Consider the following 19,637-nt stretch of genomic DNA (forward strand, 5'->3'; position numbering starts at 1 on the left):
CTTATCATGAGTGAGAAACGTTATTTTAATGAGATTTTGTCACAAAATGCTTCTGCACCAGTAGCTTATTATAAAGCAATCGACTGGAACCAAGTAGAAGATATGATCGACAAAATGACATGGGAAAAGTTAACCGAGCAATTTTGGTTAGATACTCGTATTCCTGTTTCAAATGACTTAGATGACTGGAGAACATTATCACCAGCTGAAAAAGATGTTGTAGGGAAAGTATTTGGAGGATTGACTTTATTAGATACATTGCAATCTGAAGAAGGTGCAAGTCTGATGAAAGACTATGTTCGTACACAACATGAAGAAGCAGTATGGAATAATATTCAATTTATGGAATCTGTTCATGCGAAAAGTTATTCAACGATTTTCAGTACTTTACATACAAAAGCTGAAATCGAAGAAATTTTTGAGTGGACAAATAATAATGAGTTTTTACAATATAAAGCTCAAAAAATTAATGAAATTTATCAAAGTAGAGATGCACTAAAAATGAAAGTAGCTTCAACTATGTTAGAAACATTTTTATTCTATAGCGGCTTCTTTACACCATTGTATTATTTAGGAAATAATAAATTAGCTAATGTAGCGGAAATTATTAAATTAATTATTCGTGATGAATCTGTTCACGGAACTTATACAGGCTATAAATTCCAACAAGGATACAATGAATTACCATTAGAAGAACAAGAAACTCTTAAAATGTGGGTTTATCAATTATGTTTAGAATTGTATCAAAATGAAGTGAAGTATACACAATCAATTTATGATCAAGTTGGTTGGACTGAAAAAGTAAAAGTATTCATTCGATATAATGCGAATAAGGCTTTACAAAATTTAGGGTTTGATCCATTATTCCCAGACACAGCTGAAGATGTGGATCCAATTGTGATGAATGGTATTTCAACAGGTACAAGTAACCATGACTTCTTCTCTCAAGTAGGGAATGGTTATTTACTTGGAACAGTAGAAGCTATGGAAGATGACGATTATTCTAAATGGATGTAATCAAAATAAAGACTTTTATGCGCGCATAAAAGTCTTTATTTGTGTTTAAATGGACAAGAATCAAGGTGATCATTGATGATGCCAGATGCTTGTAAAAATGAATAGAGAGTAGTCGGTCCGATAAACTTAAAACCCATTTTTTTAAATTCTTTACATAATTGTTCAGTTAGTGGAGTAGAAGATGGAACATCTTCCATTTTTTCCCAATGATTGATGATGGGAGTGTGTTCAAACTTGCTCCATAAAAATTCATGAAAACTTCCGTATTGTTTTTGTAGTTGCAAAATAATTTTCGCATTTTGAATAGTCGCTTCAATCTTTTGACGATGACGAATAATTTTAGGATTTTGGAGTAATGTTTCTACATCATCTTTTGTAAATTGACTAACTTTATGGATTTCAAATTGTTCGAAGGATTCTCTGAAACCTTCTCGTTTTTTCAAAATGGTCGACCAACTAAGTCCCGCTTGCATCACTTCTAAAGTCAATATCTCAAATAGTTTTTGATCATCAAAACAAGGAACTCCCCATTCTTCATCATGATATTTTTGATCGAGTTCAGAAATAGTTGCCCAAGCACAACGCATAAAATTTCCCCCCTTTAAGAATGAAAAAATTATATCATGATGAAGTGTTAAAAGCTAACAAATGATTGATATAACTTGACTTTTGAAGGAAAAATCAGTAATATTAATGCAGTAAATATGATGTTGAAAATGAGACTTTAATTCTAGATATGTATAGAGAGAGCGGGCTAGGTGGAATCCGTTTGATAGAGAATTAATAGTGGCGCATTGGAGTCAATCAACAATGAAGCTTAGAGTTTTCTAAGAAATTAGGGTGGAACCGCGATGAATCGTCCCTATGTATGCTTTTTTAGTGTACATAGGGATTTTTTTATAGGGAAAAGGAGGAAAGACTTCATTTTACAATAAGAGATTCTAGATGAATTTTATCCTGTCATAAAAATTATAGAAAGTAGGAATACTATGTCAAAAAAATTAACAGTACAAGAAATTATTTTAACATTACAAAATTATTGGTCAAATCAAGGCTGTTTATTATTACAAGCTTATGATACTGAAAAAGGTGCTGGAACAATGAGTCCATATACTTTTTTACGTGCGATTGGACCAGAACCATGGAATGCTGCCTATGTAGAACCATCTCGCCGTCCAGCTGATGGTCGTTATGGTGAAAATCCAAATCGTTTATTCCAACATCATCAATTCCAAGTTGTTATGAAACCATCTCCTGAAAACATTCAAGAGTTATATATCGGAAGTTTAATTGCATTAGGGATTGACCCATTAGAACATGATATTCGTTTCGTTGAAGATAACTGGGAAAATCCATCACTAGGCTGTGCTGGTCTTGGATGGGAAGTATGGTTAGATGGAATGGAAGTCACTCAATTTACATACTTCCAACAAGTAGGGGGATTAGAATGTCACCCAGTAACAAGTGAAATTACTTATGGACTAGAACGTTTAGCTTCTTATATCCAAGAAGTAGAAAGTGTATATGATTTAGTGTGGACTGGTGATGTAAAATATGGAGATATTTTCAAACAACCAGAATTTGAACATTCTAAATATGCATTTGAAGAAAGTAATCCTGAATTATTAATGCAATTATTTACTGAATATGAAAAAGAAGCAACAATCCTAATGGAAAAAGGTCTTGTTCACCCAGCTTATGACTGTGTATTAAAATGCTCTCATGCCTTTAACTTAATGGATGCACGTGGCATTATTTCTGCGACAGACCGTGCAGGATTTTTAGGTCGTATTCGTAAAATGGCCCGTACAATTGCTAAAACATTCGTAGCTGAAAGAGAATCTTTAGGATTCCCATTATTGAAAGACTAATAGGATAGTCTAGTAACATTAGGAGGACAATTATGACAAAATCATTATTATTAGAAATTGGTTTAGAAGAATTACCAGCACAATATGTTCGTACAAGTTCAGAACAATTAGCAACTCGTGTAGAAGACTTTTTCAAACAAGAAAACTTAGCTTTTGAATCTGTAGAAGCTTTTGCAACACCAAGAAGATTAGCTGTTCGTGTAAATGGATTAGAAGAAGAGCAAAAGGACCGTATTGAAATTTTCAAAGGTCCATCATTAGCGATTGCTCAAAAAGATGGAGCTTGGACAAAAGCTGCTGAAGGATTTGTTCGTGGAAAAGGATTAACAACAGACGACATTTATGTGGAAACAATTAAAGATGTGGACTATATTCACGTTAAACAATTATTAAAAGGTAAATCTACAAAAGAAGTTGTTAAGAATTTATCTTCAGTTATTACAGATATGAAATTCCCAGTTACAATGCGTTGGGCTGCTCATACTTTTGAATATTTACGTCCAATTCATTGGATTGTTGCTTTATATGGAGAAGAAGTCATTGAAGAAATTCAAGTATTAGATGTGAAAGCTGGTCGAGTTTCAAGAGGACATCGTTTCTTAGGAAAAGATACTGAGATTGCTAGCCCAGAACAATATGAAAAAGCTTTAGCGGAACAATTTGTAATTGTAAATCAAGATGAAAGAAAAGCGTTAGTTCGTAAACAAATTGAAGAATTAGCAGCTAAAAATGCTTGGATAGTTCCAATTGATGAAGAATTATTAGAAGAAGTAAGTTCTATTTTAGAATATCCAACAGCATTTGCTGGAACATTTGATGAAAAATATTTAGTTGTTCCAGAACCAGTATTAGTCACTTCTATGAAAGAACACCAACGTTACTTTGTTGTGTATAATGCTAAAGGTAAATTACAACCTTATTTCATTTCTGCACGTAACGGAAATGACTACATGATTGAAAATGTCGCAAAAGGAAATCAAAAAGTATTAACAGCTCGTCTAGAAGATGCTTTATTCTTCTATGAAGAAGATAAAAAAGTTCCAATGACAGCATTCTTGAAGAAATTAGAAACATTAAACTTCCATGCGAAAATTGGTTCAATGACTGAAAAAATGAATCGTGTTCAATTATTAGTAGGGCGTATTGCAAGTGAATTAAACTTAGATGCAAAAGATGTTGAAACAGCTCAACGTGCAGCTGAAATTTATAAATTTGACTTAGTAACGAATATGGTTGGTGAATTCCCAGAATTACAAGGAATTATGGGTGAAATTTATTCGAAAAATTATGGAGAAACTCCAGAAGTAGCTAGAGCGATTCGTGAACATTACATGCCAATTAGTGCAGATGCTGAATTACCTTCATCAGTTCCAGGTGCATTATTAGCGATTGCAGATAAATTAGATACATTCTTAAGCTTTACAGCAGCAGGTATGTTACCAACAGGATCAAATGACCCTTATGCATTACGTCGTCAAGTAATGGGATTAGTACAAATTTTAGAAGCGTTCGAATGGCACTTAGACATTGATGATTTCGCTAAAACATTATTAGCATTGGATTATGCATCATTCTTAGTGGATAAGAAAGAAGATGTTCAAGCATTTATTTTAGGATTTATTCGTGAAAGACTTGCACAAAGAATGACTTCAATTTCAAAACGTCATGATGTGATTGAAGCAGTATTAAATTCTAACTCTAATAGTGTTCCAGAAAAAATGCAGGCAGTAGCAGTATTAGAAAAAGAAGTGACTACTTCAGAAATCAAAGATATTACTGAAGCTTTAAACCGTGTGATTAATATTAGTGCAAAAGGATTTGACGAAGCTCGTCATTCTTCAGAATACTCATTAGATAAAGTTGAGACAGAAAGTGAACGTCAATTAGTAGAATCAATTGCTACTTTAAGAAAAGACTTCGAGAACTATTCAGCTGAAGAAAAATTTGCAGCATTTGCATCGATTACTCCAAAAATTCATGAATTCTTTAATGAAAATATGGTCATGGTTGATAATGAAGAAATTCGTACAAATCGTTTACGTTTCTTACGTGAATTAGCGCTAATGATTTTAGAGTTTGCTGACTTCACAGAGTTAATTGTTAAATAGTTACTAAAAATAAGAAAGGAGTAAATCCTAATGGCAGTTTTTTATGATCGTGCGACGATATGGGTGAAAGCCGGAGACGGTGGTAACGGTATGGTAGCATTTAGAAGAGAAAAATACGTCCCAGATGGAGGTCCTGCTGGTGGAGATGGCGGACGAGGCGGTAGTGTCATTTTTAAAGTCGATTCAGGACTTAGAACGTTATTAGATTTCCGTCACAAACGTCATTTTAAGGCAAAACCTGGTGAAAATGGGATGAGTAAAAGTATGTATGGTCGTGGAGCAGATGACTTAATTGTTAAAGTACCTGCTGGAACAATTGTTCGTAATGCTCAAACAAAAGAATTGATTGCAGACTTAGTAGAAGTAGATCAAGAAGTAGTAGTAGCAAAGGGTGGTCGTGGAGGCCGTGGAAATATTCGCTTTGCTACTCATAAAAATCCGGCTCCAGATATTGCTGAAAATGGAGAACCAGGAGAAGAATTTGAAATTGAATTAGAATTAAAAGTATTAGCAGATGTCGGTTTAGTTGGATTCCCATCTGTAGGAAAATCAACTTTATTATCGGTAATTTCTAGCGCAAAACCAAAAATTGCGGATTATCATTTTACAACTTTAAATCCACAATTAGGGATGACACAAGCTCCAAATGGTGAACAATTTGTTGTAGCTGACCTTCCTGGATTAATCGAAGGAGCTCATATGGGCGTTGGTTTAGGAATCCATTTCTTAAAACATATTGAACGTACAAAAGTATTACTACATGTCATTGATATGGCTTCAATGGAAGGAAGAAATCCTTATGAAGATTATCAAGTCATTATGCAAGAACTAGGTTCTTATCATTTAAGATTACTAGAACGTCCAATGATTATTGTTGCAAATAAAATGGATCAGCCACAGTCTGAAGAATTATTAGAACAATTTAAAAAAGATTTACAAGAAAACTTACCAGATGGTCAAGAAATGCCTGAAATTTTCCCGATTTCTGCTTATCGTAAAGATGGCTTACAAGCACTACTAGCAAGAACAGCAGAAATATTAGAAGAAACAGAATTCTTCCCATTAGATGAAGTACAAGAAGCTCAAACTCATATGGTTTATGGATTGGAAGAAGAAGAACGTCCATTTGATATTACAAGAGATCCTGATGGTACATGGGTATTATATGGAGAAAAACTAGAAAAATTATTCTTAATGACGAATATGGAACATGATGAATCTGTGATGCGTTTTTCACGTCAATTACGTGGAATGGGTGTCGATGCTGCCTTACGTAGTCAAGGTGCTGAAAACGGTGATATGGTTAGAATTCGTAAATTTGTCTTTGAGTTTGTCGATTAGGTGATGTCATGATTGATAGAACTGAAATTGAAAAACGAGATTATATCGCAGCTTTTGATGGTTTAAGAGCCATTGCGATTATGAGTATAGTAGGCCATCAAATGATGGCTTACCGTATTCCAGGTGGATTTCTAGGCTTAAATATCTTTTTACTATTATCAGGCTATTTTATGACTGCTAGTCTAATGGATTCTTTAATGAAAAATGGAAAAGTACCATTAAAGTCATTTTTAACGAAAAGATTAAAACGAATTATTATTCCAACGTTTGCGATGATAGTAGCAGTTATTTTTTATTTATTGCTATTTCAAAGGGAACTCTTAGTGAATTTAAGAAGTACAATGGTTTCCAATTTATTCTTTATGAATAACTGGTGGCAAATTATTCAGGAAAATGATCATGCGATAACGGTATTAACGCAATCGCCATTTTCTCATTTATGGTATATGTCATTAGCAGTTCAATATTATTTATTGTGGCCAATTTTATTTGTATTTTTAAGTGTGATGATTAAAAAACATCAAGTGTTACAAAAGGTAGTGCTTGCTCTTTTAGTAGCTTCTGTTTTATTAATGATTACAAAAGATTTTTCAAATGTTCACTTCCTAAGAATTTTCTTTGGTACGGACACACGAGCTTTTTCTGTTTTAACAGGAGCAGTTGTAGCCTTATTATTTCCAATTCAAAGATTTTATGGGGAATATATTCAAAAATATCGTTATGAGTCAGTCATTCGTTTTGTACCAATTGTATTATTAGTTCTAACCTTATTTATAATGAAAGAGCATAGTCATTTAACATTTAGAGGTGGAATGTTTATCTTTGATGTAATTGTGGCTGCTTTAATAATGATTTCATTGCATCCTAAATCAGTAACATCATTATTTTTCCGTTTAAAACCTTTAACAGTTATTGGAAGAAGAAGTCTTTCTTATTACTTATGGTATTTACCTTTATCGGTTTTATACCAAGCTAAAATTGGGGATACAAGTTCTACGCCTTTTTTACATAGAATTGTAGAAATTGTGTTATTAGTTATTTTAGGGGAACTTTGGTATCAATTGTTTGAAAAAGGGAAATTCTCTAAAGTGATGAATCAATTATCTGCTCAATGGACTCATTCGACTCGTAGAACTGTAAAAATGGTTTATAGTGCTGCAGTTGTATTGATTTTATTGATTGGATTTATTCAAGCAAGTCCGAGATTATCAGCTCAAGAATCAGCTTTACAAGAAGTAATATTGGCAAGTGAATCCTTGTCACAAAACACACGTAATACTGATAAGAAAGTTGTTAAAACGATTAATAATATTCAAGGACTTAGTAGAGAAGAAACAGTCTTTAGTTCAAATACTTCTATTACATTTATTGGAGATACGATGTTATTAGCAATGGCACAAGAAATTCCGACATTATATCCAAATGCAGTAATTAGTGCAAATAGAGATCTTCAAGTATTTGAATTAGGAGAAATGATTGACCAATTGAAAGAACAAAAACAATTAGGGGATATCATTGTATTAATGGTAGGAAGTAATGGAGCATATACTAAAGGACAATTAGATGCTGTTTTAAAAAATATTGGTATGGACAAACAAATCTTCTTAGTGTCAAATACGATTAATCGCACTTGGCAACAAGAAATTAATCATATTTCTGAAAGTTTGGCACAAAAATATTCAAATGTTCATTATATTGATTGGAAATCTGAATCAAGTACACATCCAGATTGGTTTTATGAAAAAGCGTCTATCGTAAATACAACTGGGGCACATCAACAAGGTTTGTGGATTGCAAAAATGATTTATCAAACATTAAGAGGTAGTTAGGAGCCATTATGGAATTACAATTTTTAGGTACAGGTGCTGGGGTTCCAGCCAAAATGAGAAATGTTTCGTCAATCGCTTTGAAACTATTAGATGAAAGAAATGAAATTTGGTTATTTGATTGCGGAGAAGCAACGCAACAACAAATTTTAAATACAACCATTCGACCAGGAAAAATTAAAAAATATTTATTACCCATCTTCATGGAGATCATATTTTTGGGTTGCCAGGCTTATTAACGAGTCGATCATTCCAAGGTGGAGAAGATGAATTAATCGTTTATGGGCCAAAAGGCATTAAACGTTTTATTGATGCGAGTATTTCTGTTTCTTATTCGAAATTGGGCTATCCATTGAAAGTTGTGGAATTTGAAGAGGATGGAGTATTATTTTCTGATCAACAATTCAGAGTAGAAGCGATGAAGTTAGAACATGGAATTCCTTCTTATGGATTTCGAATTACAGAATCTGACCAAATTGGTGAGTTAAAGGCAGAAGAATTAAGAGCTATAGGAGTCCCATTTGGTCCTGTCTTTGGTCGATTAAAACGTGGAGAAGTTGTTACTTTAGAGGATGGTCGTGTCATTGATGGAAAAGACTATGTGAGCGAGGATATTAAGGGACGTGTTGTTGTAATCTGTGGAGATACAAGATTTACTCCAAAAAGTATTACTTTATCGCAAAATGCTAATGTTCTCGTTCATGAAGCTACTTATGAAGCGGATAAAGAAAAAACTGCTCGTCAACATTTCCATTCAACAAGTAAACAAGCGGCAACGATTGCTTTAGAAGCGAATGTTCAACAATTGTATTTAACTCATATTAGTGCGCGTTATTTAGGGCATCAAGTGAGTCAATTAGAACAGGAAGCTCGTAAAGTATTCCCACAAACAAAAGTAGTTAAAGATTTTGATACATTTACGATTGGAAGAAATTAATATGGTAAAACGTGAACAGTTTTCAATAAATGGGAAAATGGTATTGATTACAGGAGCTAGTGGAGGCTTAGGCGAACAATTAGCTTATGAATGTGCCAAACAACAAGCCGGTTTAATATTAGTGGCAAGACGTGAGGAAGTCTTAAAGAAAGTAGCTAACACTTGTCAACAATGGACAAATCAACCCGTCTATTATTATGCCTGTGATTTATCGAATGTAGTTAAAGTAGAATTACTATTAGAAAAAATTCAATCCATTGATGTCGATATTGTCATTAATAATGCAGGTAGAGGATATTTAAAACAAGCTGTTGATTTATCAAAAGAAGAAATTGAAGAAATGTTACAATTGAATTTATATACTTTGATTCAAATCACTCAACAATATCTTCCTAAATTCATTCAGAAAAAATCAGGAATGTTCGTACAAATTGCTTCTCAAGCTGGAAAAACAGCAACTCCAAAAACTTCGGTTTATTCAGCTTCAAAATTTGGAGTGTTAGGTTATTCCAATGCTTTACGATTAGAATTAAAAGAACAAGGCATTCATGTAATGACGGTCAATCCTGGACCAATTGCTACTCAATTTTTTGAAAAAGCAGAACCCACAGGAAAATATTTAGCAAGTGTGTCTAGGTATGTTTTAACAAGTAAGGAAGTTGCAAGAAAAATTGTTCGAGGAATGAAACTTCAAAAAAGAGAAGTGAATGTACCGTATAGTATGAATCTTGCAGCAAAATTAAACTTCTGTTTCCCAAAAATTGGAGACATGAGTATTTTAAAATTATTTAATAAAAAATAAGTTCTGGAGGTGATAGGATGTCTTTTGCAAATGCTAAATGGGATTTAATCAATAATGAGATAGAGGAAAGTTCAAAAGAAATTGCGAAAGCATTAGGACTTTCTCCTTTATTGATTCAAATTTGTAGGAGAAGAGGATATCAAACTGAGGAACAAATTCAAGAATTTCTATCATCTTCACCGACATTATGGCATGATCCATATTTAATGTATGATATGGAAAAAGCAATTCAACGTATTCAACAAGCGATTGAAACGGATGAAAGTATTTTAATATTCGGGGACTATGATGCTGACGGTATTACTAGTACTGCAGTATTATACGAAACATTAGAAATGATGGGTGCACAAGTAGAATATTATCTACCAAATCGTTTTATAGATGGATATGGTCCGAATATCCGTGTTTTTGAAGAGTATCTTGAAAAAGGAGTATCTTTAATTATAACGGTTGACTGTGGAATTGCGGCTCATGAAAGTGTTGAATGGGCAATGAGTCAACAATGTGATGTTATTGTAACAGATCACCATGAGATTCCTCCTGTTCTCCCTAAAGCTTATGCAGTGATACATCCTCGCCATCCCGATGGTGAGTATCCATTTGGAGATTTATCTGGAGCAGGAGTTGCTTTTAAATTAGCACATGCATTATTAGGAGAACTTCCTGTTGAATTAGCAGAAATTGCTTGTATTGGAACAATTGCAGACCTAGTTAGTTTAACGGATGAAAATCGTAGTTTAGTAAAATTAGGTTTGCAACAATTAAATCAAACGGAGCGAATTGGGTTAAGTTACTTATTTCAAGAATTACAATTAATTCCTGGTTCAATAGATGAAAAAACAATAGGGTTTCAAGTAGGTCCTTGTTTAAATGCTCTTGGAAGACTTGGAGATGCGACTCCAGGGGTTGCTTTATTTACGACTTTTGATGATGAAGTCGCTCAAGAAGTTGTGACTTTAATGCAACAAGAAAATGCTAAGAGAAAACAAATTGTAGATGATATTACAAAAGAAGCATTAGAATTAGCCAAAGCTCAAATAGATCACAAAGTGTTAGTATTAGCTCAATCTAATTGGCATGAAGGTGTATTGGGAATTGTTGCGAGTCGAATCGTCGAACAATTACAAAAACCGACGATTGTTTTAGGAATTCAATCAGATGGATTAATGGCAAAAGGTTCTGCAAGATCTTGCGCTCAGTTTAATCTCTATGATGCACTATCTTATTGCCAAGAGACTTTAGCTAAATTTGGAGGCCATCATATGGCTGCTGGACTAAGTGTCGAAACAGTGATGTTACCAGGATTTATGGAAGCTATCGAAACTTATGCGAAACAGCATCCCGAATTGTTGGAAGATGAAAAAGTAATTCCTATCGAAGAAGCATTATCACTTTCGCAAGTAAATGTTGAGTTTATCGATTCTCTTCAAGCATTAAAACCATATGGAACGAATAATGCTGAACCGATTTTTAAAATTAGTAATATATTAGTAGGTCAAAAACAAAAGATTGGTGCTCAACAGCAGCATTTAAAATTAACGTTGAATTCTGAACAGAATCAGTTACAGGCTTTAATTTTTAATAAAGGAGAATGGGCAGATAGCTTAAATCTTCAAGCAGAGGTTGAAGTCATTGGGACTTTAGAAATTAATGAATGGCAACAAAATCGTTTACCTCAATTAATGTTAAAAGATATCTCTGTTAAAGATGCGTTAATTTTTGATTGGCGTACCAATAAAATTCGACCAGAACATTTATCAGTGAAGAAGGCAGCTTATTTAGTTGAAAGAGATGCTCTAAAACCATTAGTGAGTGAAAGAATTGATACAAGTTCTAAAGTCTTTTCAATGGAAGAATGGATAAAAGAAGAAAAACAAGAGGATTTTAATTCGATTGTATTCTTTGATTGTCCGCAATCTAAAGAAGTGATTCAAGAATTTCGTAAACATTCCTATACGCAAAAAATGTATATTATTGCGTATACACCTAAATCTATTATGACAATGGGAATCCCCACAAGGGAACGATTTGTGGCTGTTTATCAATATTTAAAAACACATTCAAATGTACCCTATAATGAAAAAACAGGAGAATTAGCCACTTATTTAAAAATTCCTTTAGATCAATTTAAAGTAATTTTAAAAGTGTTTTTTGAATTAAAATTTGTTATAATAGAAAACGGCTGTTTAAGTTTAAATCCAGAATCCACATCAATGGATTTAATGCAGTCAACCTTAATGAAACAATTGCAAGAAGAACTTTGGCTCGAAAGAGTATTTATCTATAGTCAATTTTCTGAATTAACAAATTGGCTGACAAATATGGAGGAATAAAAATGAATTTAAAAAATTACATTGCAAGTGTACCAAACTACCCTAAAGAAGGTATTATTTTTAGAGATATTTCACCTTTAATGGCAGATGGGAAAGCATACCAATATGCGACACAACAAATTGTAGACTATGCGAAAAGTAGAGGAGCTGACATGATTGTTGGTCCTGAAGCTCGTGGATTTATCGTTGGGTGTCCTGTTGCATATGAATTAGGAATTGGTTTTGCACCAGCACGAAAAAAAGGAAAATTACCTCGTGAAACAGTTTCTGTAGAATATGATTTAGAATATGGTACTGCAGAATTACATTTACATAAAGATGCTGTAAAACCAGGTCAAAAAGTATTAATTTGTGATGACTTATTAGCAACAGGTGGAACAATGGATGCTTGTGCTAAATTAGTTGAAAAATTAGGTGGAGAAGTTGTTGGTTTAGCATTTTTAGTGGAATTAACAGACTTAAAAGGCCGTGAAAAAATCGAAGGATATGACATCTTTACATTGATGGAATACACAGAAGACGAAAGATAAAGAAATAGATTTTTCTGAAGTAGTAACGAAAGCCATGATATTCGGATTTGCGAATATCATGGCTTTTATGCTTATCTAATGCTTTCTAATATTTTTTGTACGGTTTCTAAATTTAAATGTTTTTGTTCTTTCAGTAATTGGATAATTTGTGGAATTTCTTCTTCTGTTGCTCCAGCCGTTAAAGCTAGAGATTTTACTTGTAAATTCATATGTCCTTTTTGAATCCCATCGGTTACTAATGCTTTTAAGGCGGCAAAATTTTGTGCTAAACCTATAGAAGCAATAATTACTGCTAATTCTTTAGCAGATGGATTCATCAATAATTCATGAGAAAATTGAGCAGCAGGATGAATTGATATAGAACCACCAACTGTTCCGATAGGCATTGGAATACTTAATGTTCCTACTAATTTCTTATCATTATGGATAAACCATTTACTAAAAGGTTGATAAGTTCCTGATAGAGTTGCATATGCATGTGCTCCAGCTTCAATGGCTCGCCAATCATTTCCAGTTGCAATAACAACTGCATCAATTCCATTCATAATTCCTTTATTATGAGTAGCAGCACGATAAGGATCGACTTGGGATAGTTCGCTAGCAATTTCAATTCTACGGGCAATTTCTTCACCTGAGATTGTCTTTGTTTCTAAATTTTCAAAAGGAATATGGCATGTAGTCGTGACAACGGAATGAGTTGACAAATTCGATAAAATTGCCATAATACAAGTTCCATTTGTAAAAGTTTCGATAGGAGAAACTAAGGCTTCTAAAATCGTATTTAAAATATTTGCCCCCATTGCTTCCTTTGTATCTACAGAAATATAAAATACATAAAACGTATGATTTGGATGTTGTTTTTTCTCTACCCAAATCGATTGGATTCCACCACCGCGTTTCACAATAGAAGGGTGGGCTTCATGAGCAATAGTAAATAAATGATCGATTTCCTTTGAAAGTTTTTTCTCTATTTCTTCTATAGAATATGGGGAATCATAGATTGCAATTTCACCAATCATTTCTCTCTTTTCTTGAGTAGTAGTAAATCCCCCAGAACGATGAATGATTTTACAACCATTACTTGCTGCAGCAATGACGGAAGGTTCCTCTGTTACCATTGGAACAGTATAAGTTTTACCATTTACGGTAACTTCAGGAACAATTCCAAGTGGTAAATCATATAGTCCGATTTGATTTTCAATCATTTGATTAGCTACAGATTCTGGTAAGTTAAATCCAGTTAATAAGTTTGCTTTTTTTTCATCTGATAAATGAGATAAGTTTGTTAAAATATTTTTTCTTTCTAGCGGTGTTTTTTGATAAAATTTATAAAATAAATGCTCGTTCATAATAAGCCCCCTTAGTGACTCTAGTATAACAAATTTATTAGTATGAGGGGAAGATACAAGAAAAAATGTTTCAAATACTGTATACTAGAATACAAGGAGTGATGAAATGAAATTTACGAGAACAATTCAAGAACATTTATTTATTGTAGAAGCCAAAGAGGCTTATCAAAAAGAAGTAGAAGATTTATTAACGATTGTAGAAGAGTATTTTGAAGAAAATTTAGAAGAATTAAATCAATTGATTCCAATTCATTATGGAAATATTAAAGTTGTGTCCATTGAAAATGAGTATCATGTTTGCGTTCCGAATTATGAACAAAAACAATTAGAGGAATGGATTACAGATTGTAGTTATTTCTTAGAGATTGTTCAAAAAACATTTAAAGCAGGGAAACGTACGAAAACATTAGGAAAGTTAGTTCCATTCCGTTTTGATAGTCCTGTTATTATTGCAAATCATACATTTGAAGTGGAAGATTTTTATGCGCATCGTTTTGATGATGAAACATGGTATGTAGCACCTGTGGATCAAGAAATTGAATCTCAACCATTATCAGGAGCAAAAGCTTATGAAATTTTCCCGGATTATCCTAGCTTTTATGATATGATGCATTTACCAACAGATACAATTGTGATTTTCCATAAAGGAGAAATTGTATCGGTATTAAATGAAAATAGTGAAGATATTTGGAACTAATAGGAGGCTGCTATGACGGTTGACGTAATTTGCCAAATAGAGCGTACAATTCTTCCTTATGAATGTGATTGGAAAGAGAATTTATTATTAAGCCAAGCTCTAGGAATGATGATGTTAGCTTCTAGAAAGCAACAACAACAATTACAAAATCCAAACTTAATTTATGAAAAAGGCTATACATGGATCGTGATTCAACACGAAATTGAGATTCAGCGTATGCCAAAAGTAGATGAAGAAGTGATCATTGAAACACAAGCGATTAGCTATAATAAATTTTTTACTTACCGTGAATATCGTATTCTTTCAAAAGAAAGAGAAGAGTTGTTTAAATGTATCACGACATTTGCAATGCTTGATATGAAGGCACGCAAAATTGTTTCAATAGATGAAGAAGTTGTGTTGGAATATCCACTATCTATTGGAAAAGAAATGAGAAAAGCAACTCGAATTCCTAAAAAAGATTTTTCAGATGCTACAACGGGGGAATACAAAATTCGAATCAATGATATTGATGCTAATCTCCACGTTAATAATGCTCGATACTTTGATTTTGCTTTTAGTGAATTAGGAATGGAGTTTATAGAGGATCATCAGTTGAAACAAGTTGTGATTAAATATGAAAAAGAAGTATTACCAGAATCAACGATTTCATGTTCGACTTTATGGGAAGAAAATACATTAGAAAGTCAAGAGAGAAGACAAACGTATCATTTAATTTCGCAGGATGGAAATCGATGTGCGAATATTCAAATGAAATGGGAAGAAATCGTATAAAATAGTTTGCATTTTATTCAAACATCTGATACAATAATTTTTGTGTAAAATATGCAGCAGAAATAAGAGAAGCTCGTCAACAGTCCTATCCATTAAGAGGAAGGTAGTAACCACGGCTGCAAAGGTGAACCCTAGTAGAGACTGCACGAATCTACTGTTTCGCAATTATTTTACTCCAAAAAAAATTTTTTATTATTGGAGGAATGTTCAATGTCACGTTACACTGGACCAAGCTGGAAGTTATCTCGTCGTTTAGGAATTTCACTTTCAGGAACAGGAAAAGAAATCGCTCGTCGTCCATACGCACCAGGTCAACACGGACCAAATAACCGTAGTAAATTATCTGAGTATGGTCAACAATTACAAGAAAAACAAAAATTACGTCATATGTATGGTATGAACGAACGTCAATTTGCTACTTTATTCAAAAAAGCTGGCAAAATTAAAGAAGGAAAACATGGTGAAAACTTCATGATCCTTCTAGAACAACGTTTAGATAACGTAGTTTACCGTTTAGGATTAGCTTCAACTCGTCGTCAAGCTCGTCAATTAGTAAACCACGGTCACGTTACTGTAAATGGTAAACGTGTAGATATCCCTTCATTCCAAGTACAAGTTGGAGATGTTGTTGGTGTTCGTGAAAAATCACGTAACTTAACAATCATTAAAGAATCTTTAGAATCTTTATATGGACGTCCAGAATTTGTTACATTTGATGAAGAAAAATTAGAAGGTTCATTAAACCGTCTACCATTACGTGATGAGTTAACATCTGATGTTGACGAATCATTAATCGTTGAATACTATAACAAATTAGGCTAGGATTATTCCTAGATTTATCGAACTCAAGAATCGTTAAAATAGTAGCGATTCTTGAGTTTTTTATATTTTAAATTTCAGTTAAAATAGAATGAAATTTTTTATAATAGAAAAGCTAAATTAGTTGAAACAATTTTCAATTGATGATAATATATATCCTGTATCATTAGGGATATTAGGTGTAAAAGGAAAAGTTCCTTAATAATTCAGGAAAAGGAGGCAGTTTATGAGTCAAGTCATCCCTGAAGAAACGCTGAATCAGATTCAATCGCAAGTAAATATTGTCGATATTGTAAGTCAGTATGTTTCTTTGAAAAAACGAGGGAAGAACTATTTTGGCCATTGTCCTTTTCATGATGAACGGACACCTTCATTTTCAGTAACTGAGGAAAAACAAATCTATCATTGCTTTAGTTGTGGTAGAGGAGGAACTGTTTTTTCATTTATATCAGAGATTGAAGGACTTTCTTTTGTTGAATCCGTAGCAAAAGTTGCAGAATTAGCTCAAATCCCATTTGAAAATAAATATTTGAGTTCTCGACCATCTGTTCAAGATACTTATCAACCGATTGTTGCGGCTCATGAAAAAGCTGCTGAATTTTATCAACATGTGTTATTACAAACACGTGGAGGTGAAAAAGCTTTAGAGTATCTTCAACATAGAGGATATACACTAGAGACGATTCAAACCTTTAAAATGGGACTAGCATTAAAAGATCGCACTTATGTGACGAATTTGATTAAACAAATCCCATTAACACCTCAACAAATGGAAGAATCAGGACTATTCATTGCAAGAAATGATGATTTTATCGATCGTTTTTATCATAGAATTATGATTCCGCTTCGTAATGAGCAAGGAAAAGTGATTGCTTTTTCTGGTCGGATTTTACCTAATGATGAGGAAATGGTCGATGAACAAGAAGCGAAATATTTAAATAGTTCTGAAACACCTATTTTTAATAAGCGACAGTTCTTATTTAATTATGATTTAGCAAAATCAGCGATTCGTAAAACTGGACAAGTTGTCTTATATGAAGGATATATGGATGTCATTGCTTCTTGGCAAGCTGGTGCTAAAAACGGTGTAGCATCAATGGGGACTTCTTTAACAAAAGAACAAATCCAAATTTTATCACGAGTAGCAAATGAAATTATTATTGCTTATGATAGTGATAGGGCAGGTTTAGATGCAACGAATCGGGCAATTGAATTATTGCAAGAAAATTCAGCTTTAACGATTTCAATCTTATCTTTAGATGCTGGAAAGGACCCAGATGAATTTATTCAACAAAGAGGTGCAGAAGCTTATCTTGAACAATTAGCTCATCATACAGAATCTGTTTTCCAGTTTAAAAAGAGATATTTTTCAAAACAATATCGATTAGAAATTGAACGAGAAAAAGTACAATTTTTAGAACAAATGACGATTGAATTGGCAAAAATTTCTAAACCAATTGAACGTGAATTTGCGATTAAATCATTGGCAGATGAATACGGAATATCCGCAGAATTACTTTCCAGTCAAGTCAATTTTGTTCAACGAAAATTCAAGCAACAATCTTCTCACTCAACAGGGGAGTGGACGGCAAGTCCTATGAGAATTTCACAGGATGGTCCAATGGAAGTTTCTCAAAAGCAACTTCTGTATCGTCTATTACATTCTCCGGAAGCATGGAGTTATTTAGCAAGAGAAAATGAAGAGTTTGAATTTCCTTATGTAGATTATCAACAATTTTATATTTTGTTGAGAAGCTATCGTGAGCAGCATCTTGAAGAATTACTTGTACAAGAATTTATGAATTTTTTAGATGAATCCGATGCAGTGAATCGTAATCTATTATCGATGATTGAATGGCTAGAAATGCCTGAAGAATGTACGGAAAAAGAAATTCATGACTTAATGTATTTTTTATCGAAAAAAGAAGATTTAAAACAACAATATCAAAGATGTATGCAAGAAATGAAAGAAGCTCAATTATCAAATGATGCTACTAGAGCAAATCAATTGATGATGGAGTTAGTTAATATTCAGAAACAATTAAAAAAATCATGAATGGAGGAATAGTGGATGACAGTTGAAAACAATAAGAATGGTCAAACGCTAAAAGAAGCTACAAGTAAATTGCTAGCAGAACGAAAATTGTTTGGGCAAATTTTATATGATGATTTATCAGCGCAAATTGCGATTCCATATGAATTAGATGCAGAAGGAATGGATAAATTAATCCAACAATTCGAAGATGCTGGTGTGAGTGTAGTAGATGCAGATGGTGGACCAACTAGTCGTCAATTATCTTCAGAATCTGCAAAAGAACCTGAAGTAGAAATGACAGAAGACGAAACAGCTTTATCGTCAAATGTAAAAATTAATGACTCTGTTCGTATGTATTTAAAAGAAATTGGACGTGTTCCATTATTAAGTGCGGATGAAGAAGTAAACCTTGCTTTACGTATTCAACAAGGAGATCAAGAAGCAAAACAAGAATTAGCAGAAGCTAACTTACGTTTAGTAGTTTCGATTGCAAAACGTTATGTAGGACGTGGAATGCAATTTTTAGATTTAATTCAAGAAGGAAATATGGGCTTAATGAAAGCTGTTGAAAAATTTGACCATACAAAAGGATTTAAGTTTTCAACTTATGCTACATGGTGGATTCGTCAAGCAATTACTCGTGCGATTGCTGACCAAGCACGTACTATTCGTATTCCAGTTCATATGGTAGAAACAATCAATAAATTAGTTCGTATCCAAAGACAACTATTACAAGATTTAGGACGCGAACCTACTCCTGAAGAAATTGGAGCAGAAATGGATTTACCAACTGAAAAAGTAAGAGAAATTCTAAAAATTGCTCAAGAACCAGTGTCGTTAGAAACTCCAATTGGGGAAGAAGATGATTCACATTTAGGAGACTTTATTGAAGATGATAATGCAACAAGTCCAGCTGAACATACAGCTTATGCATTATTAAAAGAACAATTAGATGAAGTATTAGAACAATTAACGGATCGTGAAGAAAATGTATTACGTTTACGTTTTGGTCTAGACAAAAATGGAGAAATCCGTACATTAGAACAAGTAGGCCAAGTATTTGGAGTTACTCGTGAAAGAATCCGTCAAATTGAAGCGAAAGCACTTCGCAAATTACGTCATCCAAGTCGTTCAAAACAATTGAAAGATTTCTTAGACTAATATTGATGGAGACTGGGCAGTAGCCTAGTCTCTTTAT

The 19,637-nt window shown here is 33.3% G+C and carries 15 protein-coding genes and 1 pseudogene; 14 read left to right on the forward strand and 2 right to left on the reverse strand.

Annotated elements, in window-relative coordinates; genetic code table 11:
* Positions 1 to 6: 6 nt before the first annotated feature.
* Positions 7 to 1,017 (forward strand): class 1b ribonucleoside-diphosphate reductase subunit beta, encoded by a 1,011-nt coding sequence (nrdF, locus tag HMPREF0446_RS03440; protein ID WP_006702800.1) that lies wholly within the window; start codon positions 7 to 9, stop codon positions 1,015 to 1,017.
* Positions 1,018 to 1,052: 35 nt separating this feature from the next.
* Here nrdF and HMPREF0446_RS03445 read toward each other — a convergent pair whose 3' ends face one another.
* A complete protein-coding gene (locus HMPREF0446_RS03445; RefSeq protein ID WP_006702799.1) occupies positions 1,053 to 1,604 on the reverse strand; it encodes a DNA-3-methyladenine glycosylase I in 552 nt (183 codons plus the stop codon).
* A gap of 402 nt (positions 1,605 to 2,006) precedes the next feature.
* Here HMPREF0446_RS03445 and glyQ point away from each other — a divergent pair, with 402 nt between their 5' ends.
* The 8 genes and pseudogenes from glyQ to HMPREF0446_RS03485 all read left to right on the forward strand — a co-directional run bounded on the left by glyQ (position 2,007) and on the right by HMPREF0446_RS03485 (position 12,765).
* On the forward strand, positions 2,007 to 2,888 hold the full coding sequence (glyQ, locus tag HMPREF0446_RS03450; RefSeq protein ID WP_040507500.1) for a glycine--tRNA ligase subunit alpha: 882 nt from the start codon (positions 2,007 to 2,009) through the stop codon (positions 2,886 to 2,888).
* Between the two features lie 32 nt (positions 2,889 to 2,920).
* Complete coding sequence (gene glyS, locus HMPREF0446_RS03455) at positions 2,921 to 4,996, forward strand: glycine--tRNA ligase subunit beta (RefSeq protein ID WP_006702798.1); 2,076 nt, start codon at positions 2,921 to 2,923, stop codon at positions 4,994 to 4,996.
* A gap of 30 nt (positions 4,997 to 5,026) precedes the next feature.
* Positions 5,027 to 6,337, forward strand: a complete 1,311-nt coding sequence (obgE, locus tag HMPREF0446_RS03460; RefSeq protein WP_006702797.1) for a GTPase ObgE — start codon at positions 5,027 to 5,029, stop codon at positions 6,335 to 6,337.
* A gap of 8 nt (positions 6,338 to 6,345) precedes the next feature.
* Complete coding sequence (locus HMPREF0446_RS03465) at positions 6,346 to 8,166, forward strand: acyltransferase family protein (RefSeq protein WP_006702796.1); 1,821 nt, start codon at positions 6,346 to 6,348, stop codon at positions 8,164 to 8,166.
* Between the two features lie 8 nt (positions 8,167 to 8,174).
* Positions 8,175 to 9,100 (forward strand): annotated as a pseudogene (gene rnz / locus HMPREF0446_RS03470) (ribonuclease Z).
* 1 nt (position 9,101) lies between these two features.
* On the forward strand, positions 9,102 to 9,902 hold the full coding sequence (locus HMPREF0446_RS03475) for an SDR family NAD(P)-dependent oxidoreductase (RefSeq protein ID WP_006702794.1): 801 nt from the start codon (positions 9,102 to 9,104) through the stop codon (positions 9,900 to 9,902).
* A gap of 17 nt (positions 9,903 to 9,919) precedes the next feature.
* Positions 9,920 to 12,235 (forward strand): single-stranded-DNA-specific exonuclease RecJ, encoded by a 2,316-nt coding sequence (recJ, locus tag HMPREF0446_RS03480; RefSeq protein WP_006702793.1) that lies wholly within the window; start codon positions 9,920 to 9,922, stop codon positions 12,233 to 12,235.
* 2 nt (positions 12,236 to 12,237) lie between these two features.
* Complete coding sequence (locus tag HMPREF0446_RS03485) at positions 12,238 to 12,765, forward strand: adenine phosphoribosyltransferase (RefSeq protein ID WP_006702792.1); 528 nt, start codon at positions 12,238 to 12,240, stop codon at positions 12,763 to 12,765.
* 71 nt (positions 12,766 to 12,836) lie between these two features.
* Here the strand turns inward: HMPREF0446_RS03485 and HMPREF0446_RS03490 are convergent, their stop codons facing one another.
* On the reverse strand, positions 12,837 to 14,114 hold the full coding sequence (locus HMPREF0446_RS03490; protein ID WP_006702791.1) for a hydroxymethylglutaryl-CoA reductase, degradative: 1,278 nt from the start codon (positions 14,112 to 14,114) through the stop codon (positions 12,837 to 12,839).
* Between the two features lie 106 nt (positions 14,115 to 14,220).
* On the opposite strand from HMPREF0446_RS03490, the gene HMPREF0446_RS03495 reads away from it, so the two are divergent.
* The 5 genes from HMPREF0446_RS03495 to rpoD all read left to right on the forward strand — a co-directional run bounded on the left by HMPREF0446_RS03495 (position 14,221) and on the right by rpoD (position 19,600).
* Entirely contained in the window at positions 14,221 to 14,811 is a 591-nt protein-coding gene (locus HMPREF0446_RS03495; RefSeq protein WP_006702790.1) for a hypothetical protein, read from the forward strand.
* A gap of 12 nt (positions 14,812 to 14,823) precedes the next feature.
* Positions 14,824 to 15,585 carry an acyl-[acyl-carrier-protein] thioesterase gene (locus HMPREF0446_RS03500; protein ID WP_006702789.1) on the forward strand — a complete coding sequence of 254 codons (762 nt, stop codon included), beginning with the start codon at positions 14,824 to 14,826 and terminating at the stop codon, positions 15,583 to 15,585.
* Between the two features lie 210 nt (positions 15,586 to 15,795).
* Positions 15,796 to 16,407 (forward strand): 30S ribosomal protein S4, encoded by a 612-nt coding sequence (rpsD, locus tag HMPREF0446_RS03505; protein ID WP_006702788.1) that lies wholly within the window; start codon positions 15,796 to 15,798, stop codon positions 16,405 to 16,407.
* A gap of 223 nt (positions 16,408 to 16,630) precedes the next feature.
* The gene (gene dnaG / locus HMPREF0446_RS03510; RefSeq protein WP_006702787.1) at positions 16,631 to 18,460 is read left to right on the forward strand and encodes a DNA primase; all 1,830 of its coding nucleotides are present in this window, start codon (positions 16,631 to 16,633) and stop codon (positions 18,458 to 18,460) included.
* A 15-nt stretch (positions 18,461 to 18,475) separates the two neighbouring features.
* On the forward strand, positions 18,476 to 19,600 hold the full coding sequence (gene rpoD, locus HMPREF0446_RS03515; RefSeq protein WP_006702786.1) for an RNA polymerase sigma factor RpoD: 1,125 nt from the start codon (positions 18,476 to 18,478) through the stop codon (positions 19,598 to 19,600).
* Positions 19,601 to 19,637: the final 37 nt, after the last annotated feature.

Origin of the sequence: Granulicatella elegans ATCC 700633 (genome assembly GCF_000162475.2) — a bacterium.
GTDB lineage: Bacteria > Bacillota > Bacilli > Lactobacillales > Aerococcaceae > Granulicatella > Granulicatella elegans.